Here is a 24,707-nt window from a genome sequence, read left to right as displayed (position 1 = left end):
CCTACAAAACCCAGCCCCACCAACAGGGCTAACAACAACAAAAGCCGCCGCCCCTGCATTGGTTGAGGGCCAATGAAACGCAGCATCGGGCGGCCCATGGGGAGAACGGCCCATCCCATTCTTGATGACGGCCCCATAGGGTGAAAATATGCTGAACAGACTGGAACGACGTGCCCTTGTCCCGCTGCTACTTTGTACGTCGCTGGTGGTAAGTTCCTGCTCAGGCCCGTCGTTGCCCACTGCAGCCGACGCCAGGCCGCGGCTCGAGCAACTCTCCACCGATCTGGCAGGTGCCTTTGCGCGGGACTACCCCGGGCAGCCGTGGCTTCCGGTCCGGTACGGGGACACCAGTATGGTCACGGACTCGTCCGGCACTTGCGTTCTCTGGATCGGCACCTTGCGCTCTCAAGACTCCTTGTACGCACTCGCCGGCAACTGGGATGCCGTCATGAAGACCATCTACCCGGTCCTGAAAAAAGGCGGCTTTGCTCCCATCACCCATACGGACTCGCTCAAAGGTGGCTACACAGGGATCAGCTCCACGGACGGCCACGGAGGCCGGCTGAACATGTTCGAGAAGGGCCCCATGGATATTTCCGTTAGCGCCAAAGTTTCAGACAAGGACTGCTCGGGCGTTGCCCCATGACGCGGTGACCTCCGTGCCAGCGGTCCGGCCGTCAACTTGCTCCTGAAAACTACTTTGTCAGACCCCCTACCTACATTGTGAATATGCGAATTCGTACTGGATTCGCACGCCGACGGCACACACCAAGCCGCGGCAGCTTGATCATGACTCATAGGGGAAATCATGAAAAAGTTGTTCTTTGCAGTACCGCTCGTGGCGCTTTTGCTGGCCGGTTGTTCCACTCCCGCTCCCACGGTGGACAAGGCTGCGGCTGACAAGCCCGCCGCGACCCAGGCCGCAAAGACGGCCGACCGTTCGGCCGCCCTGGGCGGGACGGTCACCTACGACCGTGGGGTCAAGGTCACGGTGAAGTCGGACGGCTTCAAGCCGGTGAGCCAGTATGCCTACGGCGCTGTTGACGGCAAGGCGGCTGTCTTCGAGCTGACCGTGGTGAACGGTGGCAAGGAAGAATTGAACGCCGGGCTCATGTCCATGCCCAAGGTCACCGTCGGCGCCAAAAACGCCAAGGCAGAGTCTGTGATTGATTCGGAGGCCAAGCTCGGCGTTGACACGCTCAGCACCATTCTGCCCGGCGAAACCCAGACAGTTAAGTTCGCGGCCGGCATCACGGCCGCGGATGCCGGGGTGGTCCGCGTGGAGGTCATGGGTCCCAACCCCTTTACCGACAAAGCCGCCATCTTCAAGGGCGCCGTCAAATAGCGCCTGGACGGCTGTCGGGAAGATGATTTCGTGGCGGGTCGTTCCCGAGAGGGCGGCCTGCCACGCCTCTGCGGCAGGCGTTGCAATCATTCCGCCGGGGCTACAGCGATGCCACCACAATGAACACCGCAACCACAACTAAAACGCATGCACCCAGCGCGATCCACCACAGGCGCCTGCGAGTCACCACGGCGGTGCCGAGCAGCGGGGGACCGGCAACCATGGCGGCCAGGAAGACCACGCCCGCTGTTCCTCCTGCGGGGTCCGGTGCGGTGCATTCCAGGAAGCAGCCGGAGAACATTGTCGCCGTCGCAAACAGCAAGAAGAATGCCGGGATCGCCAAGATCAGCCAGCCGACCAGGGTAATGCCCACGCCCCACCATGGGGACATCGGTCCAGTGGCGGATTTCTTCAGCAGGGGCGCCTTGGCAGGTAAGGGGTCCATGGCAACTTTGTACCAGCATGCGGTCGGTTAGTCTACCAAATGGATTATTCCGAACTCGAACCGGGCCGGCCACCGAAGCCCGGCAGCCGCCGTCGTGCTCCAGGCAGCTGAACTTCAGGCAAGCGCCTCAGCCCAGCGGAACCACCCATTCGACGATCACATAGACCACGGCGGCGAGGGAGAGGATGCCTGTGGCGATGGCCCCGATCCACAAGCCGCGGCCGCGCCTCGCCACAGCCATCCCGAACAGCACAGGCGCCGCAGCCATGCACACCACAAACGCCAGGCCGAGCACCCCGGCAGCCGTGGAACCGCCTGTCGAGCCGTCGATCCCGCTGCCTGTCATCAAGATCCACGAAATCAGCACCAGCAAAACGGCCGGGTACGCCAACAGGGCCCAACCGACAATGGCAATGCCTGCCGCCCACCACATGGAGCGCGGCGCCTTGGCGGCCTCCTTGACCTGGACGGTGGAGACGGACAGGGGCAGGCGCTGGGAGGGGATGTGGTGTGGGCGTCGGCTCATGATCCATTTGTAGCAGGGGAAGCTATGCGGATGCTGTGGTGTGGCTCAGCTGTTCAACGCCCGCCACCCCAACAGCACCACGGCGGACACGGTCAGGGCCCCCGTGACTGCGGCCCAGATCCACAAGTTGCGGCGCTGCCGCCATACTGCCAGGCCCAGGGTGAGCGGGAAGGCAAACAGCAGGACGGTCAGCCCCAGCAGCATCAGGGCAAAGGCCAAGTCGCCCGGATCCGAGCCGCCGCTCCAGGCCGGACCAACAAAGAAAGACAGCGATGCCAACACAAAAAGTGCACCCACCGGAAGGGCCATGAAAACAGTGCCACCCACCAAGATGCCCACCATCCACCACACGGAGCGCTGCCCCGGTGCTGCCGCGGAAGCCTGACCCGTGTGTGCCATGGGCCATGTCTATCAGTGTTGCCGTCGTCGGACAAGCAGTACGATCAGCTGTTCAGCAGCCACCGGAACGCGAGGTACAGCAGCACTCCCACCGTTGGCACCCCGGTCCACAGGGCCGCCTTCCACAAGGCCCGCTCGCGGTGGATTACGGCCTGGCCCAGCAGGTGCGGGGAGGCGATCATGCAGAAAAGCAGCACGGCGCCGAGCACGATCAGGGCGATCTTGCCAACCGTGGCGATGCTGCTTCCTGGGTTGGTCACTGCGGCAAAGATGATCAGCGCCATGGCAATGATGGGCACAATGACAACAACCCAGCCCACCAGGGCCGCCACCGTGCCCGCCACTTGCGGGCGGGGCGGCAACTGCTGTTTGCGCCTGGGGGCTGCTGGATTTTGGGGGCCGGTCATGCTCTATTTCTACCAGTGAACGTACGGCGTTGCCGAACCCCATGCAAGGGGCCCGGGGCCGGTCCGTCGGGGAAATGCGGGGTGAATGCCGGGGAAATGCGCGGTCAGTGCATTTGCAGTGCTTCCGCGGGCGCGTGGTCCGTGTCCTGCGCTGCGGCGGCCTTGCCCATGAACATCGCGATGACCACGATGCCCAGTGACACAAACGCCGCCACCAGGAAGCTGGCGCTGAAGCCGCTGGCCTGTGCCGCAAGGGCATCCTTGCCGGCCGTGGCTGCCGCCAGCGTTCCCGCCGTCATGACCCCCACCAACAGGGCCGTGCCGGCTGCGCCGCCCAGCTGCTGAAGGGTGGCCAGCACCGCCGAACCGTGCGAGTGCAGCGAGTGCGGCAGCGGGTTCAGGCCCGCCGTGAAACCGGGGGTGAAAATGAAGGCCAGCCCGATCGACATCAGGATGTGCAGCCCGACGACGGCGGCCAGCGGGGTGGTGGCATTGAGCTGCGTGTAGCCGAACAGGACGGCGGACAGGACCACGCCTCCGGGAATCAGCAGCGGCCGGGCGCCAAACTTGTCGAACAGCTTCCCCACCCAGGGCGCCAGCAGGCCCATGAGCAGCCCGCCCGGCAGCATCAGCAGGCCCGTGGACAAAACGTCCAGGCCGCGCACGTTCTGCAGGTACATGGGCAGCAGAATGATGACCCCGAACATGGCCACCATGGCCATTACCATCAAGGCCAGGGCGAGGGTGAACTGGCGGTGCAGGAACGGGCGCAAGTCCAGCAGGGCGCCGTCGTGCCTTTGCAGCCGCAGCTGGAGCAGCACGAAGGTCACCAGCGCCACCAGCGAAACGCCCAGTGCCAGCAGGGCAAAATCATGGGTCTTCGCGTCAGGCGAACCAATGCCGCTGAGCCCATAGACCAGGCCGCCGAAGGCCGGAATCGAAATGAGCAGCGACGGCACTGACAGCCTGGACGTGCTCCGCTTGCCGTCGGAGGGCAGCAGCCGCGCGCCCAGCACCAGCGCCAGTAGGGCAATGGGCAGCACGGCAAGGAACATGAAGCGCCACGACAGCGAGTGCAGGATGAATCCGGACAGGGTGGGGCCGATGGCCGGGGCCACGGCGATCACGATCGAGACGTTGCCCATGATGGCGCCGCGGCGGTTGGACGGGACCAGGTCCAAAATGGTGGTCATGAGCAGCGGCATCATGATGGCCGTGCCGGAGGCCTGGATCACCCGGGCCACCACCAGCACCTCAAAGCCCGGGGCAAGACCGGCCAGCAGTGTTCCCGTGGAGAACAGGCCCATGGCCAGGATGAACGCGCTGCGGATGGGGAAGCGAGTCAACAGGTAGCCGGTGGCCGGAATCACCACGGACATGGTCAGCATGAACGCCGTGGCCAGCCACTGGATTGCGGAGGCGGACACGTGGAACTGTTCCATGAGGCGCGGCAGGGCAACGTTCATGATGGTCTCGTTGAGGATCACCACAAACGCGGAGACAATCAGCACGGTGATGGTGGTGCGGTCGCGCGCAGGCAGCCTGTCGGGCAATGTTGCGTTGGGGCGGGGCATGAAGAGTCCTGATCCATAAAAGTTTGGGGTTGCGAGCTATCAGTTAGCAGCGCTGAAGCCGGTGCCAGTATTCCCGTATGCGCTTGGCAATTCCCGCGTGCTGCCGTGCTGGTGACGGTGCGGCAGGGTTACCCAATGTCCTCAAGCACCTGGCGGATTTGGAACTTGGAAACCTCGGCCAGCACCGGGTTGGAATACTCGTAGTACGGCAGTGCCACCAGCCCGATGGACAGCGCCCAGGCACGGCCGCGTTCCCACATGCCGCGTTCCACGTTGAGTTCCGCGCGGAACCGCCGGCGCGCCTCCCCGCCGAGCAGGTTCCACGCCACGATCAGGTCCACGGCCGGATCCCCTACGGCGAGGCCGCCCCAGTCCAGCACCCCGGAGAGCCGGCCCCGGAGCGTCAACAGGTTGCCCGGGTGGAGGTCCGAGTGGATCCAGGTGTGCGGGACGTTGCCTTCCGGGGCTTCGAGTGCAATGTCCCAGGCGCGGGCGAGCATGTCGGTGTCGAAGTGCCCGCCGCAGCGGGAAATGGCCGTCCGGGTTTCAAGCTCGCGTGCGGCCACGGGTCCGCCACGGTAGTGCTTCAACTCCTCCGTGGCCTCCGGCGGCGCAATGGCGTGCAGGGCGCGGATGAAGCCGGCCATGTCCAGCGTGAACATGTCCGCGCTGGTGACGGTGCGCGGATTCCAGCCCTCCAGCCAGGTGGAGACGGACCACCTGAACGGGTACCACTGCGTGGGGGTGCCGGATTCCAGCGGGTAGGGGATCGGTGCCGGCAGCCACAACCGCAGTTTCGGCGGATATTTCAGTTCCTTCTCCAGCGACAGGGCTGCAGCCGGTGTGCGGGGAAGGCGCACGGCGAGACGGCCGCCCAACCTGAACATGACGTTGTCCGTGCCGGCCGGAAACACGGGCTTCACGGGCAGGCCCGCCCACTGCGGGAACTGCCCGGCCACCATCTCGGCCACCCGGTCGGTGTCAATGTCGACCTCGTCCACATGCAGTTTTTCAATCAGCATGCCTTCACGGTACCTGCAGGCACTGACGCGGGAGGCCGCCGTCGTTCTTCCCTGTGGATATCGGACGTGCGGATGCAAGGCAGGCTGGTACCTTGGGAGCAAAACCTCCGGGAGGGTGTTTCACATGGCAACAATTGTGCTGGTGCATGGCCTGTGGTCCGACGGGTCCGCCTGGAACGAGGTCATCACCGAATTGCGCGCCCTGGGCCATGTGCCGGTGGCGGCCCAGCTTTCGCTTGAGTCCATGGACGACGACGTTGCCTCCGTGCGCCGCACCCTCGCCACCGTGGTGGGCCCGGTGTTGCTGGCGGGGTGGTCGTATGGCGGGGCCGTGATTGGCGAGGCGGCCCGCGGCGAGGGCAGCGTGAAGGCGCTGGCGTATGTGGCAGCCTTTGCGCCTGCGGAGGGGGAAACCGTGAGCGGGCTTTCCCGGAAACACCCCGGCAGCCTGATTCCGAAGCATGTGGTGGTTGCCGGCGGCTACACGTACATTGACCGCGCCTACTTTGGCGAAGTGCTGGCCGCTGATGCGCCCGCCGAACGCGTTCACGCGGCGGCGGCCGTGCAACGGATGGTGCGGATTGGCCTGGACCGCGTTCCCGTGGGCCGGCCTGCCTGGCTGGACCTGCCCTCGTTTTATTTGCTCACCACGGCGGACCAGGCCGTGCCCCCGGCCCTGCAGCGCGAGCTGGCGGAGCGCATGGGCGCACGGATTGAGGAGATCGACTCCAGCCACGCACCCATGTGGTCACACCCCCGGCAGCTGGCGGAGTTCCTGGACGCGGCGTGCAGGGCCGCGCTATGAATCTGGTGGCCTAAAGCCCGCGCGGATCCGGGAATCCCAGCGACACGTAGCCTGGTGCCCGCTTGGCCAGGGATGACGCCAAAACCGGTGTGAGGTGGTCCCAGTAATCGTGCACCACCGCCCGCGGCTTCCCCGGGTACGGCCGCGTGATCCGCCCGGCGTACTGCACCAGCCGGCCCTTGAAGGAGATCGGCGCCGCCAGGAACAAGGTGTCCAGCTTCGGACAGTCAAAACCCTCGCCGATGTACTGACCCGTGCCCAAGACCAGCAGCGGCTCATCGTCCGGGGAGGCATCAAGGAGTTCGACGGCGGCCGTCCGGTCCTTCGCCTTCATCCCGCCGGAAAAGACCACAGGGTGAATCCCGGCTTCCTCCAACCGCACTCGGAACGCCTCAAGATGCGCCTTCCATGTGGTGAGGAGCAGAATGCGCGAGTTGGAAGCATAGGCAGCCATCACGTCGTCGAAAATTTGCTCAAAGCGGGGCCCATTGGCAATCAGGTCCTTGTAGATCACCGCGATTTGGCCGGGCTCGCTAGGGTCCGCTTCGCCGTCGTAAATGTATGAAGTCCGGTGCAGCTTCAGTTCCAGCGAGGGCGAAGGGATCTCCAGTTCGTGCCGAGGGAGCTGTTGGGGCGCCACCGGGGTGATGGTGTGCTCCACCTGGCCCAACTGGTGGTACATAAGCGCATCCAGTTTGTCCCGGCGGTATGGCGTGGCCGTGAGCCCCAGCCAATATCGCGCCGGGATTTGGTTCATGACGTGACTGAACGCGGCGGCTGGAACATGGTGGCACTCGTCCGCGATCACGAACCCATAGCCGGCAGCCAGCTGGGCCACGTTCTCCCGCCTTGCCAGGGTGGGAAGGAGAGCGATATCGACGCGGCCCGTGGTTTTGGCGCGCCCGCCGCCAATCTGGCCGCACTTGATGTCCATGAGCTCACGAATCCGGGTCCGCCACTGGTCTGCGAGTGCCTTCCGGTCGACCAGGATCAGGGTGGAAACGCCCCGACGGGCCATGGCTGCACAGGCGATCACAGTTTTCCCTGTGCCCGGCGGTGCCACGAGAATGCCCTGGTCCACGGCGAGCATGGCCTCCACGGCCCGCAGCTGTTCGGGGCGCAACGTTGCCGAAAAATCCAGTTCCTCAGTAGTGCCGGAGACGCGCTGGTCCGTGATTTGGAGCGTGCTGCCGGCGGACTCGACCAGTTGGCGCAACAGCGGAAGCAGGCCCCGCGGCAGGATGAGGTCGCCCTCAAGCGTTTCATCGAAGAAGTGCAGGATGCGGGGGACGTTCCAGGTGGAACGGCGCAGGCGCTGGCGTTCGTAGTACTCGGGGTTCAGCATGGACGCCGCATGCTTGACGGCGGAGATCATGGCTGGGCCAAGTTCCTCCGCGTGGATCGTGATCCGCGCTGCAAACGTGGCCCGGACGATCAACGCCGGCCGCGGCACAATTTTTGATGACTGCGGCAGCTCCAGCCGCCTGACCTCCTGGCCGAGCCGGACGGGCGGCAGCCTGCGGATCAGCGCGGACACTGCCGCAGGCGTGAGCCGGTCCAGGCTGGAGAGATACGCCCACTGGTCCGGGTACGGTTCCAGGGTGGTGGTGTCGAGGAACAAGGTGGTCCCGTGGAGGCGGCGCTTGCCGTTCATCGGGGCGGCAATCTGGTTACCCATGCCCTTGCCGGAGTGAACGTCCTGGGAAGGAAATAGCCTGTCGTAGCTGGACAGGCTCATGCTGCCGCGCAGCCCCATCGCCTCATGGATAAGGCCGGTGCCCAGCTGGCGGGCCCGCTCCCCGGGGATGGCGTCAGTGAAAAAGATCCAAACATGCGCGCCGCGGCCCGACTGCGAAATTTCCAGGGCCGCAGGAATCCCGCGAAACCGGGCCGCCTTGACACAGGCAAGGGCATCCATCATGGCCGCAGCGCCGTCGAAGTCGGCCGCAACCCACCAGCAGGTGTCATTCTTCAGCAGCGGATAAAAGCCAATGTGCTGGGTGCCCCGCAAATGGTCGGCAACGGTGGCGGGGGTGAGGCGCAGGAAGTTGGCGTTGTCCCGCACCGTTCCCTTCCGCCAACCACCGACGACGGCTGGCACCCACCCCGAGCGGCCCTCGCGCGCATTTTCCCAGCGGGTCGCATACACGTCGGTGCGGGCCCGGAACAGGTCCTGGTAGAGCCGCACCTTCATTTCCGGGCTGGAATCCATGGTGACTGGCCCGATGGGCGTGATCGCAGGGGCCAGCGCCGGCTGGTCCGGGTGCGCGGCCTTCGCTTCCGCCTCGCTCAGTTCCAGCAGCTTGCGCAGGCGTGCATTGTCGAGCCGGAGCTCCTCGATTTCACGTTTTAGCGCGCGGTCGCCGTCCGCATCAAGGCCCGGAAGTGCCGCTTGTCCGTCGTCGGGTGCAAATTCTCCGCTCACACTCTCAATTCTTGCGTGGAATCGACAGTTTGCCGCGTTGTGACATCAACGCATGCGATGAACCCAGGGCGGCTTGAGCGCACCGCCCAACCCTCGACGCCGCCGCAGTCCGGGCCTATGGTGGAAGCAAGGGCCCGGAATCCCAATCGGGCCGCACCAGAAGGCTGAAAAATGGTTACGACTCCAGTGACTGACACGTTGAAGCGGCCGTTGCGTGACCTGCGGATTTCCGTCACCGACCGTTGCAACTTCCGCTGCGTCTATTGCATGCCGAAAGAGGTTTTTGGCCGCGGCTTCGCCTTCATGCCCAAGGACCAGCTGCTCACCTTCGAGGAAATCACCCGCCTGGCCCGGATTGCCATGGACCACGGCGTGCGCAAGATCCGGCTCACGGGCGGCGAACCGCTGCTGCGCAAGGGCATCGAGGACCTGGTGGCCATGCTCGCCGCACTGCGCACCCCGGAGGGCGAACCGCCGGACTTGGCCATGACCACCAACGGTTCGGCCCTGGCCCAGAAAGCACAAGCCCTCAAGGCTGCCGGGCTGGACCGGGTCACCGTTTCCCTGGATTCCCTGGACGACTCCGTATTCCAGGCCATGAATGATGTGGCCTATCCCGTGGCGAAGGTGCTGCACGCGCTGGACGCCGCCGAGGAGGCCGGGCTGGGGCCGGTCAAGGTCAACATGGTGGTCAAGCGCGGACTCAACGACCACAGCATTGTGGACATGGCCCGGCACTTTCGCGGCACGCCGTTCATCCTGCGCTTCATTGAGTACATGGACGTGGGCTCCTCCAACGGCTGGAAGATGGACCAGGTGGTGCCCTCCGCCGAAATCATGGAGCGCATCAACAAGGTGTTCCCCGTGGAGCCGCTGGAGGCCAATTACCGCGGGGAAACGTCCCAGCGGTGGCGCTATGTGGACGGCCAAGGGGAAATTGGCGCCATCTCCAGCGTGACCCGCGCCTTCTGCAGCGGGTGCACGCGCGCCCGGCTCTCCGCTGACGGGAAGCTGTTCACCTGCCTGTTCGCCACGGCCGGTACCGACCTCCGGGAGCTGCTGCGCGGCGGCGCCACCGATCAGGAACTGGCCAATGCGCTCGCAGCCCTGTGGGGCGCCCGCACGGACAGGTACTCGGAGCTGCGCAGCGCCAATACGCCCGGGCTGCGCAAAAAGATAGAGATGAGCTACATCGGCGGCTGACCTCCGCGCGTGAACAACCCGCATAAACAACCCGCATGAACATTGCGTCACATTAACCCCGGCACGCTGGCGAAGCACGCTGCCATGGGTCTACTGTTGCCACGGACGATTTAACAGAATTGACAACGGGGTGCGCGGCCCCACAAGCCGGGCGGAATTGAGTGAACCGTGACCATGGCAACCACAGGCATGGCAAGGGCCTTCCTCGCCGCCGCAGACACCGCAAACTCGCCCTGGACCGGCCACGACACCCAGGTCCTGGTGGTCGCCGCCGTCGGCATCGCCATCGTGGTGCTCCTGATTGTCTGGCTCAAGATGCACGCCTTCCTGGCCCTGACCATCGGCGCCCTGTTCGTGGGCATCGGCTCCGGCATCGCCCTGAACAAGGTCACCGGCTCCTTTGAAACCGGCGTGGGCGGCGTGCTCGGTTACGTCGGCATCCTCATCGCCCTCGGCGCCATGCTGGGCAAGCTACTGGCGGATTCCGGCGGCGCCGACAAGGTGGTGGAGACGCTGCTGCGCGGCCGGCCCGCCACCCTTCCGTGGAAAATGGCCCTTATCGCCGGCATCATCGGCATCCCCATGTTCTTTGAAATCGGCCTGGTCCTGCTGATCCCCGTGGTCATGCTGGCCGTGCGCCGCACCAACGGCCGTGCCATGCGCCTGGGCATCCCGGCCCTCGCCGGCCTGTCCGTGCTGCATGGCTTCATCCCGCCGCACCCCGGCCCGCTCGCCGCCATCGGCATCCTGAACGCCAACGTCGGCGTCACCCTGGCCCTGGGCCTCATCGTTGCCATTCCCACAGTCATCGTGGCCGGCCCGCTCTTCAGCGTCCTGGCCGCCCGCATGGTCCCCATCGGTGCCGCCGGTGCCGCGCTCGCCGTCACAGGAGGCACCGCGGCGGCCGCCTCACCCGCCGCTGTGGGACGCTCCGGCGGCGGTTCCGCAAAGGGCAAAAAGGCCAACGCCCCGGCAGGCACGGGCGAAACCCGCGCCCAGGATCCCGACGCAACCGGCACGCCGTCGTTCGCCATCACCTTGGTCACCCTCTTGTCCCCCCTGGTCCTGATGCTCATCAAGGCCGCAGCGGACGTCTGGATGGCCAAGGGAAACCCGTTCCACCCTCTCCTGGATTTCATTGGCGACCCGGTGGTTGCCCTGACGGTGGCCGTGCTGCTGGCCATGGTCACGTTCGGCACCGGCGTGGGCTTCTCCGCCAATGTGCTGACGAAGAAGATCGGCCAGAGCCTGCTCCCCATCGTCGGCGTGATGCTGATTGTGGGCGCCGGCGGCGGCTTCAAGCAGGTCCTGGTGGACGGCGGAACCGGCATTGCCATTGCCAAGATCGCCGTTGCCGCCAGCCTCTCGGTGCTGCTGCTGGGCTGGATCGTGGCCGTACTGATCCGCCTGGCCACCGGCTCCGCCACCGTGGCAACCGTGACGGCCGCGGGCATCATCGCCCCGCTGGCCGGTGGTCTGGACCCCGTGCACCTGTCCCTGGTGGTGCTGGCCGTGGGCGCCGGATCGCTGTTCTTCTCCCACGTGAACGACGCCGGCTTCTGGCTGGTCAAGGAATACTTTGGCCTGACCGTGGGCCAGACCATCAAGACCTGGTCTGTCATGGAAACCATCATTTCGGTCATGGGCCTGCTGCTGACCTGGCTTTTGTTCGCCATCTTGTAGCAAGTGGGCCGCCCCCGCTGGCGTGCAGGGGGGACATCCCATGTGAGCTGCGTCACCATGGAATCCCGTTGCCTTTGTCGTGGGGCGGTGATAGACCGGAATGGAAAGCTCATTCTTCCTACAGAAGGTTGTGTTTGCCATGGGCAGCAAGCCCCCAGTCCAGGATGATTCCGACGCCGACATTGAGGTCAGCCGGCCGGCCCGGGCGGCGGCCGGGCTGCATGGCATTACCGAATCCGTGCCTCAGGCTCTTGCGGCCATGGGACCCGTGCGCACCCTGAAGACGCTCCGGGCAATGAACCAGAAGGACGGCTTCGACTGCATGAGCTGTGCCTGGCCGGATCCGCCGGACCGCAAGCTGGCGGAGTTCTGCGAGAACGGCGCGAAGGCCGTCACCTGGGAGGCCGGGCTGCTGACAGTGCCGAAGGATTTCTGGGCAGCCAATTCGGTGTCGTCCCTGCGCAGCCGCAGCGAGTACTGGCTGGGCCAGCAGGGCCGGCTGGTTGACCCGGTGTACAAGCCGGCGGGGGCGGACCACTACCAGCCCATCAGCTGGGACAATGCGTTCCGCATAGTGGCGCGGGAACTCAACGCCCTCGATTCCCCCAACGAGGCCGCCTTTTACACCAGCGGGCGCACCAGCAACGAGACAGCCTTCCAGTACCAACTCTTTGCCCGTGCTTTCGGCACCAACAACCTGCCGGACTGCTCCAACATGTGCCACGAGTCCACCGGCCTGGCCATGGGGGAGACCATCGGGGTGGGCAAGAGCGCCATCGCTTATGAAGACTTTGCCAAGTCGGACCTGATCATCATCATGGGCCAGAACCCCGGCACCTGCCATCCGCGCATGCTGACGGCGCTGGAGGAGGCCAAGGAGGCCGGGGCCGAAATTGTGGCCGTCAACCCGCTGCCCGAGGCCGGGCTCATCAACTTCCGGAACCCGCAAAAGCCGCGCGGCCTGGTGGGCAAGGGCACCGACCTGGCCGACCAGTTCCTCCAGATCAGGCTGGCTGGCGACATGGCGCTCATGCAGGCCGTGGCCAAGCGGGTCTTTGCCGCCGAGGACGCCGCCCCCGGCGCCGTGCTGGACCACGCCTTCCTCGAAAGCAGCTGCCAGGGCCTGGAAGAGTACCGGGCGCACATTGACCAGCTGGACGACGCCGCCGTGCTGGAAGCCACCGGACTGACGACGGCGGAAATCGACGAGCTCGCCGCCCGGTATCTGAAGGCGGACAAGGTCATCATCACCTGGGCCATGGGCCTGACCCAGCACAAGCGGGCCGTCCCCACCATCAAGGAAATCATCAACCTGCTCCTGCTGCGTGGAAACATCGGCAAGCCCGGCGCCGGGCCCTCACCCATCCGCGGGCACAGCAACGTCCAAGGGGACAGGACCATGGGCATCTGGGAGCAAATGCCGCCGTCGTTCCTGGACGCCCTGGGCAAGGAATTCAACTTCGAGCCTCCGCGCGAAAACGGGGTGGACGCCGTCCAGAGCATCCGCGCCATGCGCGACGGCAAGCTCAAGGTGCTCTTCGCCATGGGCGGGAACCTGGTGGGAGCCATCTCCGACACCGCCGTGGCCGAGGCTGCGCTGCAAAAGACAAGGCTGTCGGTGCAGGTCTCCACCAAGCTGAACCGATCTCACGCGTTCACAGGCGATCAGGCCCTGATCCTGCCCACCATGGGACGCACCGAAATTGACCGTCAGGCCGCTGGCGAGCAGTTCGTCACCGTCGAGGACACGGTGTGTGCCGTGCACGCCTCCTCCGGGAAGGTGGAACCGGTGGGGGAGAACCTGCTGTCCGAGATGGCGATTGTCAGCCGCCTGGCCCGGGCCGTCCTGGGCAATGACCACCCCATCGACTGGGCCGGCTTCGAGGCCGACTACGACACCATCCGCGAGCACATCGGCCACGTCTGCAAGGGCTGCGAGGACTACAACGCCAAGGTCCGCCGCCCGGGCGGCTTCGTGCTGCCGCACCCGCCGCGCGACAGCCGCACCTTCCCCACACCGTCCGGCAAGGCCGTGTTCACAGTCAGCGCCCTGGAGACGGTTGAGGTGCCCGCGGGCCGGCTGCTGCTGCAGACCGTGCGCGCCCACGACCAGTTCAACACCACCATGTACAGCCTCAATGACAGGTACCGCGGGGTGAAGAAGGGCCGCCATGTGCTGTTCGTGAACCCGGAGGACCTGGCCGGGCTGGGCATCGCGGACGGCAGCTATGTGGACATCCACAGCGAATCCGCCGACGGCGTCGACAGGGTGCTGCGCCAGCAGCGGATCATCAGCTACCCCACGGCGCGCGGCTGCGTGGCCGCTTACTTCCCCGAAGCAAATGTGCTTGTCTCCCTGGATGAAACAGCGGAAGGCTCAAACACCCCGGTGTCCAAGTCCGTCGTCGTCCGGCTGGAAAAGGCTGCGGCCCCGGCCTACGCCAACTAGGGATTGCGCCTTGCGGAAATAAGGAAGTGCATGCCTATGAACCTGCCTGAATTGTCAACAACTTTTCACTAAGGCAAAGGAGTAGGGCAATGAACTTGATCTTTGCGTCCTCGGCATATGCACCGCTTGCATTGGGCTTTTTCGGTTTGGGAACCGGGTATTTGATCTATGGTCCCGAGGAATTGTTCCACTGGCCCAAGCGCAATGAGTCCGTGGACAAGGCGACCGGCGTGTGGGGCATCTGGCTCCCCGGCTTCTGCCAGCTGGTGACGGGCATCATCCTGTTCGTGGGCATGACCTGGTTCCAGGTGTTCAAGGACGCGCCGCTGTATATGGCTGCGCTGGCGTTCTCCGCGTACGGGATCCACTGGTTCGCATTGGGCTACAACCGGTGGCAGGGCGTGGACCCGCGCACCAACGCCGGGATGTCCGTGGCGTACACCATCCTGTCGGTGCTCGGCATTGTCGTGTTCTTCGCGGCCGGCGACTGGCCCGTGGGACTGCTGTTTGTGGGCCTGACGCTCATCTACATCAGCGACTTCTTCCACACCATCGGGCAGGCGTGGGGCGAACGTTCGCTGGGGCTGTGGCACCTGGTCACGGGCCTCTGGCTGATGTACCTGACGTTTGCCACGGGGCTGAACTTCTCCCTGGGGATGACACTGCCGCTGTAGCCTGTTGCCATGACCGCCAACGACGCCGGCACTGCCGCACCCCCAGCCACTCCCGCTGCACGCGCCAGCTATCCCACCCACCAGGTGTTCAACCAGCCGCCGCCGCGGGTCGATGTCAACGAGTTCACCGCCAATGTTCCCTTGGCCGAGTACCTCTCCACGCTTGGCGGGGCCAGCGCGGAGGCGGCGGAAGGGCTGGAGGTGCTGGGTGCCGCGGTTGGCTCTGCGCAGTTCCAGGAGGACGCGCGGCTGGCCCAACGCAACCCGCCCGTGCTCCACACCCACAGCAGGTACGGGCAGCGGATTGACGAGGTGGAGTACCACCCTGCCTACCACCGGATCATTGGCCAGGCAGTGGCGGCGGGGGCGCACACTTCCGCGTGGGCCGCTCCCGGGGCGGGCGCGAACGCGCGGCGGGCCGCAGCGTTCATGCTGTTCGCGCAGGTGGAACCGGGCCATGCGTGCCCCATTTCCATGTCGCACGCGGCGGTGGAATCCCTGCAGCTGGCCCCGGAGCTGGCGGGGGAGTGGCTGCCGCGGCTGTTCTCGCGCGAATATTCGCCCGAACTTGCCGAGGGCAAGCCGGGTGCCCTGTTCGGCATGGCGATGACGGAAAAACAGGGCGGCTCCGATGTCCGCGCAAACACCACGCGCGCCGAACCGTTTGACGACCATTTCCTGCTGGCCGGCCACAAGTGGTTTTGTTCGGCGCCCATGTCCGACGCCTTCCTGGTCCTGGCGCAGGAGGACGCGGGGCTGGGGTGTTTCCTGGTCCCACGGGTGCTGCCTGGCGGGGAGCGCAACCCGTTTTTGCTCCAGCGGCTCAAGGACAAGGCCGGCAACCGCTCCAATGCCTCCTCCGAGGTGGAGTTTGCCAACACGCACGGCTGGCGGATCGGCGAGCCTGGCCGCGGTGTGCGCGCCATCATGGGCATGGTGGGCCGGACCCGGCTGGACTGCGTGCTGGGCACGGCTGCCGGGATGCGCCAGTCGGTGGCGGAGGCCGTGTGGCATGCCCGGCACCGGAGGGCCTTTGGGGCGCGGCTGGTGGACCAGCCCGCCATGGCCAACGTGCTGGCCGACCTGGCCCTGGAGGCTGAGGCTGCCGCAATTGTGGGCATGCGCCTGGCCCGTTCCTTTGACGACGACGCCGGCCCCTCCGAGAGTGCCTTCCGCCGCCTTGCGGTGGCCGTCAGCAAGTATTGGGTGTGCAAGCGCGGGCCCAACCACGCCTACGAGGCCATGGAATGCCTGGGCGGCAACGGCTACATAGAGGATTTCTCGCTGGCCATGCGCTACCGGGAACAGCCCGTCATGGCCATCTGGGAGGGCACCGGGAACGTCATTGCCCTGGATGTGCTGCGGGCCATGGCGGTTGAGCCGGAGTCCGTGGATTCGTTTTTTGCCGAGTTGCGGCTGGCGTCCGGGACCCACGCCATCCTTGACGACTTTGTTGCCGGCCTGAAGGAGGCCGTGTCCCCGGTGCGGCTTGCACCGGCGGATTTTGCCGGTTCGGCGCGGGCGCTCGTGGAAAAGTTGGCCCTGGCGCTGCAGGCGTCGCTGCTGGTCCGCTATGCCCCGCCCGCCGTGGCGGACGCGTTTGTTGTCTCCCGGCTGGGACCTGGCCGCTCCTTCAACTACGGCACACTGCCGGACTCGGTGGACCTGGACGGCATATTGGCGCGGGCATAAGCGGTTCAGCCGGGCGGCAAGGTGGTTTCAATTAGTCGTTTGACAACCGTTTGACACCCCGAAATTGAAAAGAGCCTAGACTGGCCAAAAGCCAAGGGGAGGCGCCATGACCTGGAAACGAGTATTCATTGCCGCCGGGTTTGTTCTGGCACTTGTGGCCGTTGCGGTTTACGGCTACTTTGATCCGGCCGGGCTCCGCCGCACAACCACCGCCATCATTGTGGTGTTCGCCCTGGCCGTGGTGTTCGGAGTGGCCCTGAGGCTGGTCAAGGCCAAGCGCGGCCGCAAGATCCGTTCGGCGCTGTCACCGCTTGCCGGCGCCGCAGAGGTGTACCAATCGCTCCTGCTGGGCCGGGACACCAACAGCCAAAGCATCGAAAAGGCGATCGCCCACGACGACACCGACAGGTACTCCAGCGGGCAGTGAGCCCGGCCGTGATCCGGCGGCCGTGGGCCGCAGCTCGGTGAGCCGGGCACCTGGGCGGGCAGCCGGCGTCGTGCCTTAACATTGTGTGAACGGAAAATGACACTTTGAGTCACGCATCACTCCTGCGGCACCCTAAAACCGCTAGATCCAGCGCATTTATTCCACCACTGTGACGAATGGGGCGGCAAGAGTGACGCACCTCTCAAAAATTACTGGCATTGGCGCAATAGGTATGTATACTTGGACGTAGTTGTAGTGTTGCGTTTTTTGTAGTTGAAGCGACGCCATCCTTCGGGACGACGTCGCTTTTCTGGAGAAGCGGACTTACACCGTAAAAACGGAGGCCCGAAGGTCGGGCGGAATCTCCAACTTCAGAAGGAAATAGAAATAATGGCAACAGGTACCGTCAAGTGGTTCAACGCTGAAAAGGGCTTCGGCTTCATCTCCCCCGATGACCAGAGCCAGGATGTTTTCGCGCACTACTCCGCGATCAACTCCTCCGGCTACCGCTCCCTCGAAGAGAACCAGAAGGTCTCTTTCGATGTTGAGCAGGGTCCGAAGGGTCCTCAGGCAGTCAACATCCAGGCCATCTAATTTCAAAGTAACCATGCGGGAGACCGCATAACCACTTTGGTCTTAACAGGCTGGAGCGAATAGGGTTCGGGCATGTCCCGGCCCTATTCGTTTTTAACTTGCCTTCCGCGGACCGTTTGCCCACCGATTGCGGGCCCTTACCGGCGCTTCTCAAGGCCACCCCCGGTTCCGTGTGGCACCATTGAAGACGATGAATACCAAAGCGGCCCGGGGCCAACGCGACGGACTTCCCATGCCGCTGGGGCTGCAGGGGGCCTTTGAGGCTGCCCAGGTCTTTGTAATTTCCGCCCTCGTGATCGTGGTGCCGCTGGCGGCCGTGTGGCTGGCGGGCGGCTTTGCCCAAAAAGATCCCTCCGTCATGGCACGCCTGGCCGGGCAAATGTGGCTGGCCATCCACGGGGTACCGCTTACCCTGACCGTCACCAACGGCCCCAGCTCCGCCTCCGTCGAGACAGGTGTCTTTAGCCTGCTGCCGCTGGGCCTGGTGCTCCTGCCGTTCCTCTTGTCGTGGCGGGCCGGCCGCCGCCTGGCCCGCGCCTCCTACACCGACCAGTTGTGGCAGCCCCTGTTTGGCGCCCTGGTGGTGTACGCCGCCGCGGGGCTGGCCACCGGATTCGTGTGCAGCGAACCCGGCATCCAGGCGCCCCTGCTGGCCAGCACATTCATTCCCGTCATCCCCGCCGGACTTGGCATGATCATTGGCGCGCGGAGGGAGGCCGGCTCCTGGGGCCGGCTGATCGGCGTCAACGCGGCCGACTGGATCGCCAAGACCAGCCAGGACCAGCGCTGGGCCGGCTCCTACGTCTGGGCCGTGGCCCGCTCCGGTTTCGTTGCTGCCATGGCCGCCCTCTCGCTGGCCGCGCTCCTGCTGGCCGTGGACATCATGGCCCGGTGGACGGACATCATTGGCGTCTACCAGGGCCTGCGCCCCGGTGCCGTCGGGGGCGCGGGGCTGACGCTCGCCCAGCTCAGCTACCTGCCCAACCTTGCGGCCTGGGCCCTGGCCTGGGCCAGCGGCGCCGGCTTCTCCCTGGGGGTCGGCTCCACCGTGACACCCCTGGCCACCTCCGTGGCTCCCGTCCCGCCCATCCCTTTGCTGGCGGCCCTGCCGTCCGGGACCCTTGGCTGGGGCTTCGCGGCCATGGTCATCCCCGTGCTGGGAGGACTGCTGGCCGGCTGGTGGTTTGTGCGCACAGGTGAAAACCACCTGGACGAATGGATCTCCCTCAAGGCGCGCCAGCGGTGGATCTCCCTACCCGTCTCCACGCTCCTGCTGGGCATCGCCGTCGGCGTCGTCGCCGCGGCGCTCACGGGTGTGCTCTTCTGGCTCTCGGGCGGCTCCGCGGGGCTGGGGCGCCTGACCGAGATCGGGCCCAACCCGGCCACGGCGGCACTGTGGGTGGGCACGGAGGTGGCCGCCGGCGTCGTGCTGGGATCACTGGTGGCACCGTGGCTGGAGGAAAGCCGCGCCACCGCCCGCGCCACCACCCCCTCGCCGCGGCGCAGGAACCAGCACGGCGAATAGGGCATTGCCCGCGCATGCCCCTAAAATTGGGGCCATGCGCATTGTTGTTTTAGTTTCCGGGACCGGCTCCAACCTGCAGGCAGTGATCGACGCCGTGGCCTCGGGCTCGCTGGACGTGGAGATTGCCGCCGTGGGCGCGGACCGGCAGGGCACCTACGGCATTGAGCGCTCCGCCGCCGCCGGGCTGGAGACGTTTGTGGTGAACTTCAAGGATTACCCGGTGCGGGCCGATTGGGACGCCGCGTTGCTGGACGCCGTGGCCGTGCACCAGCCGGACTATGTCATTTCCAGCGGATTCATGCGGATTGTGGCACCAAGCTTCATCAATGCCTTCCCCGGCCGCTATGTCAACACGCACCCCGCGCTGCTGCCCGCCTTCCCCGGCGCGCACGGGGTCCGGGACGCGCTGGCCTACGGCGTGAAGGTCACCGGCTGCACCGTCCACTTTGCCGACGCCGGCGTGGACACGGGCCCCATCATCGCCCAGACCCCCGTTGCCGTGCTCGATGGCGACACCGAAGAAACCCTTCACGAGCGCATCAAGGTGGCCGAGCGCGAACTGCTCATCCAGGTGCTCGGGGAGCTGTCCCGCGCCTGAGCGCCCGGGGGTGGAGCCCTTCTTACTTGCGCTTGACGTCTTCCTTGCGCTTGCGGCCCAGCGCCAGCGAGGCAAGGGCCGTGGCGCCGGTCACGGCATATACGGCGGGCCAGGCGCCGATCTTCTTGGCCAGCGGGTGGGAGGCGCCGAATGCGCCAAGGTAACCCGCAGTCAGCGCCGCCGCGGTTCCCGCCCCCGCGTTTTTCTTCCAGGCGAAAAATGCTGCAGCCCCGGCGGCCGCGAGGACCGCGCCGCCCAGCTGGCGGTTCTTCGTGGCGCGGGCGGCCTTGAAGCCGCCAATCAGGCCGGCGGTGGTGAAGGCGGTGGGGAGCAGGGCGTTCATGGTTCTCCTTAAACGTGAATTGGGAATTGGCAACAGGCTACCCGTCCAAGGTGGGCAAATGCTGACAGGTTCCGCTCCGGGCAGGCTCCGCTCCCGACAGGGAGGCGCGCGGAAGGGGGCGGCGCATGGGAGGGGGTGGCCGGCGTCGTGCCTCACAAGCGGCGCCCCAGGAACCAATCAGTGCAGCGCGGCGCCCCGGGTCTCCGGCGCCGACAGCGCCATCCACACCACGGCCAGCAGCACCAGTCCGCCGGTCAGTGCGAACGTCAGGGGCAGGCCCAGCACCGGCCACAGCAGCGAGCCGAAGATCAGCGGGACCAGCCCGGCACCCACCCGCGAAAGGGTGGACGCCCAGCCAAAGCCGGTGGCGCGCAAATGCGTCGGGTACAGCTCCGAGACGTAGGTGTACAGGACCGGGATGGCCACCTGGATGACGAATCCGAAAACCAGCAGCCACAGCTGGGCGGCGGCCGGCGCATCCAGGACCAGGGCGAAGATGACCAGCGACAGCGCAGCGCCGGGCCCGGTGACGGCCAGGATCCACTTGCGGCCCACACGCTCCACCAGCAGGGCCGCGGCCACCACGCCCAGGAAGCCGATGGCCGTCATGGACGCCGTGGCCATGAACGCCTTGTTTTGCGCGTAGCCGGTGGCCACCAGGATGGACGGCATCCAGGTCAGCGCGCCGTAGTACACCAAAAGGATGGTCAGAAACAGCGACCACGCAACGCCGGTGACGCGCCAGTTGAACTTCCACAGCCCGGCCAGCTGGTCGGTGACCCTGCCCAGCGACAGCCGGGGCGCGGCGGCCGGATCGGGCAGCTTCCACGGCCCCACCTCCGCGCCCGTGCGCTCGATGAGGCGTTCAATGACTGCCTTCGCCTCCACAGTCCGGCCCGCCCGGACCAGGAACAGCGGCGATTCCGGCACGTGGGTTCGCACCCAAAACACCAGCAGCGCAGGCAGCACCAGCACCAGCATCAGGAAGCGCCAGTTGCCAAAAGAGGCCATCAGCAGCGCGGACACCACGCCGCACAGCGATGCGCCGATGGGCCACCACGCGTCCATGGCCGTCAGCACCCGGCCACGGTGCTTGCGCGGGGTGAACTCGCCCACCAGCGCATAGTCCACAGGAATGCAGCCGCCCAGCCCAAAGCCGGCCATGAACCTGAACGCGCAGAACAGCACCATGTCATTGGACGCGGCGCCCAGCACGGTGAACAGGGAGAAAATCAGCAGCGTCAGCGCGAATGCCTTCTTGCGCCCGATCACGTCCGCAATGGAACCCCAGGCAAACGCGCCCACGGCCATGCCGATCAGGTTCGCCGTGCCGATCCAGGCCGCCTGCCCGGGCACCAGCCCCCACTCCTTGGACAGCAGCGGGATGAGGAAGCCGTTGAGGGTCACGTCCCAGGCGTCGAACATGAAGCCCAGCCCGCCAATGAGGAAGATGCTGCCCTGGACGCGCCACCGCCACGGCAGCTCCTGGACCACCTGGTCGCCGGTGATGAGTGCGGTGTTTGTGCCCATGGTGCCTATTTCCGGTTAGTTATGGTCATTTCCACCAGAATAGACGACGTCGGACACCGCCTTCCGCAGGGCCGTCGCGTCATCCCCGTCCCGGCTGGGGCTGACGCGGTTGGTGAGCAGGGCGATGACCACCCCGCGGGCCTTGTCCACCAGGAGCGAGGTGCCGGTGAAGCCGCCGTGGCCGCGCGCCTCCCTGCCGGCGCTGCCCATCCACGGCTGCTGGTTGATGCGCAGCCCCAGGCCGTGGCCAAATCCCGGATCGGCTGGGTTGAAGTTGGTGCCCAGCACCTCGGGCAGCTGGCTGCGCCACATCTCGGCGGCCAGTTCCGGGGAGAGGATGCCGTCAAGCCCGGTGCGCAGGGCTTCGCCAAAGACGGCCAGCCCGGCGGCCGTGGCGAACATGCCGGCGTTGCCGCTGAGCCCGCCCAGGGACCAGGCTGCCTCGTCGTGCACAATGCCGCGAACCAGCCCACGCCCCAGTTCCGGCTGGAATTCCGTGGGCGCGCACCGTTCCGGATCCGGCGTGCCCGTGATGGCGCCGGTGCCAAGCCGGGACAGGACCCGGTCCGTGACCAGGGAGGCCCAGGGGCGCCCCGTCACGTGCTCGGCCAGCGCCATGGCCGTGTTGAAGCCGGCGCAGGAATACTCGAACCGTGTGCCGGGCGCCGCCTCCAGGGGCGTGCCGAGCAGCTCGTCGATGAGCAGGATCCGGTCAAACGACCGTCCCTCGCGCAGCGCACTTTCCCAGCCCCGCCACTCCGACGGCAGGCCCGAGGTGTGGGTCAGCAGGTGCCGCAGCGTCACCCCGGACTTGACTCCGTGCGAGTAGGCCGGCAGCCACGTGCCGATGGGGGCGTCCAGCTCCAGCACGCCGCCGTCGACCAGGGAAAGCATGGTGGCCGTGGTGAACAGCTTGGTCACCGAGGCCAGGTCAAAGGACGTGCCTTCCCCTGCCTGGCCGGACGTGAGCGTGGGCAGCGCTTCCCCGCCAAGCACGACGGCGCAGCTCGCCGCGGGCGCGACCCCTTCAGTGACTGCCTGGTCCAGCAGGCGCTGTATGTCTGTGGCAAGGTGTCGGTGGATGGCAGGCATTGGCGGGCTCCGGCGTCGTTCTTCTAAAGGGTTGCAGCGGTGATGGCGGCGGGCAGGAAGCCCCGGTTTTGCTCGAGCAAATCCTCGGCGCGGCTGGCCGGCAGGCCCGTCATGACGGCCAGGATGGCGGCCTTGACGTGGCCGCCGGCGGCTTCGAGGGCGGCGGCGGCCGTGGAGGCGTCGCAGCCGGTGGCCCGCATCAGGGTGCGTTCGCTGCGGGCGCGGAGCTTGGCGTTGGTGGCGCGCAGGTCCACCATGAAGTTCTTGTAGGTTTTGCCGAGGCGGACCATGGTGATGGTGCTGACCATGTTCAGGACCAGTTTTTGGCAGGTCCCGGATTTCAGGCGGGTGGAGCCGGTGAGGATTTCCGGGCCCACCTCGATCTCCAGCGCGGTGTCCGCGGCGGCGCCCAGGGCGGAGTTGGCGTTGCAGGAGAAGCCCACGGTGTAGGCGCCGCTTTTCTTCGCGGCGGCGACGGCGGCGATGACGTAGGGCGTGCGGCCCGAGGCCGCAATGCCGATCACGGAATCCTTGTCTGTGAGCGCCAGGGCGGCCATGTCCTTGCGGGCTTCCTCTTCGCTGTCCTCGGCGTTCTCCACGGCCTGGCCCACGGCCCTGCTGCCGCCGGCAATCACGCCCACCACCAGGGAGGGATCGGTGCCGAAGGTGGGAGGGCACTCGCTGGCGTCGAGGATGCCCATGCGCCCGGGCGTGCCGGCGCCCACGTAGATGAGGCGGCCGCCGCCGGCCATGTTGGCGGCAATGCGGTCAATGATGGCGGCGATGTCGGCGGTGTGGCGGGCGATCGCGGCAGGGACCAGGGTGTCCTCGGCGTTCATCGCGGCGGCGAGTTCCTCGGTGGTGAGTGCGGCCAGGTCGGGGTGGCGCGGGTTGGGGGACTCGGTGGTGAGCGTGCCCAGTTCGGTGCGGACGGCGTCCTGGGCCTGCGTGGTGCGTGGGGCGCTCACGGTGTTCTCCCTAGTGCGGCGGGTGCGTGGTGGCCTGAAATTACGGCCATATATAACGATTGTAAATTATTTACGTGTTTTGGACAGGGGCGGCCGTAGACTGGCGGGAACTGGAGGGGGTCCGGATCGTTGGAGGAAGGCTGCAGTGAGCATTCAGTCAGTTATTTATTCCCGGCGGCAGGGCCTCACGCCCGCTGCCCGGCGCGTGGCAGATGCCATTATTGCCAACCCCGCCGTGGTGCTGGACCACACCGTGACGGAATTGGCACAGCTGTGCTCCACCTCCGATCCCACCGTGGTGCGGTTTTGCCGTGCCGTGGGGCTGACGGGCTACGCGCAGCTGCGCCTGGCCATGGCCGCCGAACTGGGCCGCGAGGACGCATCCCTGACGGAGGTGCACGAGCCCACATTTGGTGACGACATCAGCCCGGACGCCACGCTGGCGGACATTGTGGCGCGGATCCGCTTCACCGAGGTGATGGGCCTTGAGGAAACCACCCACAACCTTGACCTCGCCTTGCTGCGCAGTGCCGTGGACCTGGTCTCCGGGGCGCGGAGCGTGAACATCTACGGCGTGGGGGCCGGTGCCATCGTGGCCGAGGACCTGCGGTACAAGCTGTTCCGCATTGGCTTGAACGTCAGCGCGTTTGGCAATGCCGACAATGCGCTGATGGGGGCCTCCCTCATGAGCGGCCAGGACGTGGCCGTGGCGTTTTCCCACGGCGGCCGGACGGAATCCGTGGTCGAGTTTCTCCGGCTGGCCCGCACGGCCGGTGCGCCGACAGTGTTGGTGACCAATGCGCCGCAGTCCCCGGCGGCGTCGCACGCCACGGTGGCCCTGGCCACCATGGTGCGTGAGACGGCGTTCCGGGCGGGGGCCATGGCCTCGCGTATTTCGCAGCTGGCCGTGGTGGACTGCCTGTTTGTGGCCGTGGCGCAGGGCAAGTACGCGCAGTCCGTGGCCGCCCTGGGCGCCACGCG

General features: G+C 66.2%; 24 protein-coding genes. 13 read left to right on the top strand and 11 right to left on the bottom strand.

Features of this window, described 5'->3' with window-relative positions; translation table 11 throughout:
- Positions 1–232: 232 nt before the first annotated feature.
- Entirely contained in the window at positions 233–646 is a 414-nt protein-coding gene (locus tag LPN03_RS16240; RefSeq protein WP_262455071.1) for a hypothetical protein, read from the top strand.
- 162 nt (positions 647–808) lie between these two features.
- Positions 809–1,345: a hypothetical protein gene (locus tag LPN03_RS16235; protein ID WP_262455070.1), complete on the top strand. Its 537-nt coding sequence runs from the start codon at positions 809–811 to the stop codon at positions 1,343–1,345.
- A 100-nt stretch (positions 1,346–1,445) separates the two neighbouring features.
- On the opposite strand, the gene LPN03_RS16230 is transcribed toward LPN03_RS16235, so the two are convergent.
- The 6 genes from LPN03_RS16230 to LPN03_RS16205 all read right to left on the bottom strand — a co-directional run bounded on the left by LPN03_RS16230 (position 1,446) and on the right by LPN03_RS16205 (position 5,718).
- Positions 1,446–1,790 (bottom strand): hypothetical protein, encoded by a 345-nt coding sequence (locus LPN03_RS16230; RefSeq protein WP_262455068.1) that lies wholly within the window; start codon positions 1,788–1,790, stop codon positions 1,446–1,448.
- 127 nt (positions 1,791–1,917) lie between these two features.
- Positions 1,918–2,316, bottom strand: coding sequence for a hypothetical protein (locus LPN03_RS16225; RefSeq protein WP_262455067.1), 399 nt, complete (start codon positions 2,314–2,316; stop codon positions 1,918–1,920).
- A 45-nt stretch (positions 2,317–2,361) separates the two neighbouring features.
- Positions 2,362–2,715: a hypothetical protein gene (locus LPN03_RS16220; RefSeq protein WP_262455066.1), complete on the bottom strand. Its 354-nt coding sequence runs from the start codon at positions 2,713–2,715 to the stop codon at positions 2,362–2,364.
- 44 nt (positions 2,716–2,759) lie between these two features.
- Positions 2,760–3,122: a hypothetical protein gene (locus LPN03_RS16215; protein WP_262455065.1), complete on the bottom strand. Its 363-nt coding sequence runs from the start codon at positions 3,120–3,122 to the stop codon at positions 2,760–2,762.
- Between the two features lie 104 nt (positions 3,123–3,226).
- The gene (locus tag LPN03_RS16210) at positions 3,227–4,696 is read right to left on the bottom strand and encodes an MDR family MFS transporter (protein WP_262455064.1); all 1,470 of its coding nucleotides are present in this window, start codon (positions 4,694–4,696) and stop codon (positions 3,227–3,229) included.
- 128 nt (positions 4,697–4,824) lie between these two features.
- On the bottom strand, positions 4,825–5,718 hold the full coding sequence (locus LPN03_RS16205) for an aminoglycoside phosphotransferase family protein (protein WP_262455063.1): 894 nt from the start codon (positions 5,716–5,718) through the stop codon (positions 4,825–4,827).
- A 124-nt stretch (positions 5,719–5,842) separates the two neighbouring features.
- Between LPN03_RS16205 and LPN03_RS16200 the strand changes: the two genes are divergently transcribed.
- A complete protein-coding gene (locus tag LPN03_RS16200) occupies positions 5,843–6,523 on the top strand; it encodes an alpha/beta fold hydrolase (protein ID WP_165181323.1) in 681 nt (226 codons plus the stop codon).
- A 10-nt stretch (positions 6,524–6,533) separates the two neighbouring features.
- On the opposite strand, the gene LPN03_RS16195 is transcribed toward LPN03_RS16200, so the two are convergent.
- Entirely contained in the window at positions 6,534–8,948 is a 2,415-nt protein-coding gene (locus tag LPN03_RS16195; RefSeq protein WP_262455061.1) for a DEAD/DEAH box helicase, read from the bottom strand.
- A gap of 186 nt (positions 8,949–9,134) precedes the next feature.
- On the opposite strand from LPN03_RS16195, the gene moaA reads away from it, so the two are divergent.
- The 9 genes from moaA to purN all read left to right on the top strand — a co-directional run bounded on the left by moaA (position 9,135) and on the right by purN (position 19,793).
- On the top strand, positions 9,135–10,151 hold the full coding sequence (gene moaA / locus LPN03_RS16190; RefSeq protein ID WP_262455059.1) for a GTP 3',8-cyclase MoaA: 1,017 nt from the start codon (positions 9,135–9,137) through the stop codon (positions 10,149–10,151).
- A gap of 174 nt (positions 10,152–10,325) precedes the next feature.
- The gene (locus LPN03_RS16185; RefSeq protein ID WP_262455072.1) at positions 10,326–11,834 is read left to right on the top strand and encodes a GntP family permease; all 1,509 of its coding nucleotides are present in this window, start codon (positions 10,326–10,328) and stop codon (positions 11,832–11,834) included.
- A 139-nt stretch (positions 11,835–11,973) separates the two neighbouring features.
- Complete coding sequence (locus LPN03_RS16180) at positions 11,974–14,283, top strand: FdhF/YdeP family oxidoreductase (protein WP_165181326.1); 2,310 nt, start codon at positions 11,974–11,976, stop codon at positions 14,281–14,283.
- Positions 14,284–14,372: 89 nt separating this feature from the next.
- Positions 14,373–14,957, top strand: a complete 585-nt coding sequence (locus LPN03_RS16175) for a hypothetical protein (RefSeq protein ID WP_262455058.1) — start codon at positions 14,373–14,375, stop codon at positions 14,955–14,957.
- 9 nt (positions 14,958–14,966) lie between these two features.
- Positions 14,967–16,649, top strand: a complete 1,683-nt coding sequence (locus tag LPN03_RS16170; RefSeq protein WP_262455057.1) for an acyl-CoA dehydrogenase family protein — start codon at positions 14,967–14,969, stop codon at positions 16,647–16,649.
- Positions 16,650–16,755: 106 nt separating this feature from the next.
- Entirely contained in the window at positions 16,756–17,076 is a 321-nt protein-coding gene (locus LPN03_RS16165) for a hypothetical protein (RefSeq protein WP_165181329.1), read from the top strand.
- Positions 17,077–17,466: 390 nt separating this feature from the next.
- Positions 17,467–17,670 carry a cold-shock protein gene (locus tag LPN03_RS16160; protein ID WP_038467205.1) on the top strand — a complete coding sequence of 68 codons (204 nt, stop codon included), beginning with the start codon at positions 17,467–17,469 and terminating at the stop codon, positions 17,668–17,670.
- Positions 17,671–17,860: 190 nt separating this feature from the next.
- Positions 17,861–19,195, top strand: a complete 1,335-nt coding sequence (locus tag LPN03_RS16155) for a DUF6350 family protein (protein WP_262455054.1) — start codon at positions 17,861–17,863, stop codon at positions 19,193–19,195.
- A 34-nt stretch (positions 19,196–19,229) separates the two neighbouring features.
- Positions 19,230–19,793: a phosphoribosylglycinamide formyltransferase gene (gene purN / locus LPN03_RS16150; protein WP_262455052.1), complete on the top strand. Its 564-nt coding sequence runs from the start codon at positions 19,230–19,232 to the stop codon at positions 19,791–19,793.
- 22 nt (positions 19,794–19,815) lie between these two features.
- Here purN and LPN03_RS16145 read toward each other — a convergent pair whose 3' ends face one another.
- The 4 genes from LPN03_RS16145 to murQ form a co-directional block, all read right to left on the bottom strand.
- Positions 19,816–20,136, bottom strand: a complete 321-nt coding sequence (locus LPN03_RS16145; RefSeq protein WP_165181332.1) for a hypothetical protein — start codon at positions 20,134–20,136, stop codon at positions 19,816–19,818.
- A gap of 177 nt (positions 20,137–20,313) precedes the next feature.
- Complete coding sequence (locus tag LPN03_RS16140; protein WP_262455049.1) at positions 20,314–21,666, bottom strand: MFS transporter; 1,353 nt, start codon at positions 21,664–21,666, stop codon at positions 20,314–20,316.
- 15 nt (positions 21,667–21,681) lie between these two features.
- Positions 21,682–22,758 (bottom strand): serine hydrolase domain-containing protein, encoded by a 1,077-nt coding sequence (locus LPN03_RS16135; RefSeq protein ID WP_262455048.1) that lies wholly within the window; start codon positions 22,756–22,758, stop codon positions 21,682–21,684.
- A gap of 23 nt (positions 22,759–22,781) precedes the next feature.
- On the bottom strand, positions 22,782–23,726 hold the full coding sequence (murQ, locus tag LPN03_RS16130) for an N-acetylmuramic acid 6-phosphate etherase (RefSeq protein WP_262455046.1): 945 nt from the start codon (positions 23,724–23,726) through the stop codon (positions 22,782–22,784).
- A gap of 145 nt (positions 23,727–23,871) precedes the next feature.
- Between murQ and LPN03_RS16125 the strand changes: the two genes are divergently transcribed.
- On the top strand, positions 23,872–24,707 hold an 836-nt coding region (locus LPN03_RS16125), incomplete at its 3' end, for a MurR/RpiR family transcriptional regulator (protein ID WP_262455044.1).

The organism is Arthrobacter sp. A2-55, assembly GCF_025548615.1.
In the GTDB taxonomy this organism is placed as follows: domain Bacteria; phylum Actinomycetota; class Actinomycetes; order Actinomycetales; family Micrococcaceae; genus Specibacter; species Specibacter silviterrae.
The sequence above is the reverse complement of the archived record's forward strand: the minus strand, read 5'-3'. Positions and strand labels throughout refer to the sequence as shown.

Coding starts and splice junctions, on each gene's coding strand:
- LPN03_RS16235 (WP_262455070.1), top strand. CDS start 809: ATGAAAAAGTTGTTCTTTGCAGTACCGCTCGTGGCGCTTTTGCTGGCC.
- LPN03_RS16230 (WP_262455068.1), bottom strand. CDS start 1,790: ATGGACCCCTTACCTGCCAAGGCGCCCCTGCTGAAGAAATCCGCCACT.
- LPN03_RS16225 (WP_262455067.1), bottom strand. CDS start 2,316: ATGAGCCGACGCCCACACCACATCCCCTCCCAGCGCCTGCCCCTGTCC.
- LPN03_RS16220 (WP_262455066.1), bottom strand. CDS start 2,715: ATGGCACACACGGGTCAGGCTTCCGCGGCAGCACCGGGGCAGCGCTCC.
- LPN03_RS16215 (WP_262455065.1), bottom strand. CDS start 3,122: ATGACCGGCCCCCAAAATCCAGCAGCCCCCAGGCGCAAACAGCAGTTG.
- LPN03_RS16210 (WP_262455064.1), bottom strand. CDS start 4,696: ATGCCCCGCCCCAACGCAACATTGCCCGACAGGCTGCCTGCGCGCGAC.
- LPN03_RS16205 (WP_262455063.1), bottom strand. CDS start 5,718: ATGCTGATTGAAAAACTGCATGTGGACGAGGTCGACATTGACACCGAC.
- LPN03_RS16200 (WP_165181323.1), top strand. CDS start 5,843: ATGGCAACAATTGTGCTGGTGCATGGCCTGTGGTCCGACGGGTCCGCC.
- LPN03_RS16185 (WP_262455072.1), top strand. CDS start 10,326: ATGGCAACCACAGGCATGGCAAGGGCCTTCCTCGCCGCCGCAGACACC.
- LPN03_RS16180 (WP_165181326.1), top strand. CDS start 11,974: ATGGGCAGCAAGCCCCCAGTCCAGGATGATTCCGACGCCGACATTGAG.
- LPN03_RS16175 (WP_262455058.1), top strand. CDS start 14,373: ATGAACTTGATCTTTGCGTCCTCGGCATATGCACCGCTTGCATTGGGC.
- LPN03_RS16170 (WP_262455057.1), top strand. CDS start 14,967: ATGACCGCCAACGACGCCGGCACTGCCGCACCCCCAGCCACTCCCGCT.
- LPN03_RS16165 (WP_165181329.1), top strand. CDS start 16,756: ATGACCTGGAAACGAGTATTCATTGCCGCCGGGTTTGTTCTGGCACTT.
- LPN03_RS16160 (WP_038467205.1), top strand. CDS start 17,467: ATGGCAACAGGTACCGTCAAGTGGTTCAACGCTGAAAAGGGCTTCGGC.
- LPN03_RS16155 (WP_262455054.1), top strand. CDS start 17,861: ATGAATACCAAAGCGGCCCGGGGCCAACGCGACGGACTTCCCATGCCG.
- purN (WP_262455052.1), top strand. CDS start 19,230: ATGCGCATTGTTGTTTTAGTTTCCGGGACCGGCTCCAACCTGCAGGCA.
- LPN03_RS16145 (WP_165181332.1), bottom strand. CDS start 20,136: ATGAACGCCCTGCTCCCCACCGCCTTCACCACCGCCGGCCTGATTGGC.
- LPN03_RS16140 (WP_262455049.1), bottom strand. CDS start 21,666: ATGGGCACAAACACCGCACTCATCACCGGCGACCAGGTGGTCCAGGAG.
- LPN03_RS16135 (WP_262455048.1), bottom strand. CDS start 22,758: ATGCCTGCCATCCACCGACACCTTGCCACAGACATACAGCGCCTGCTG.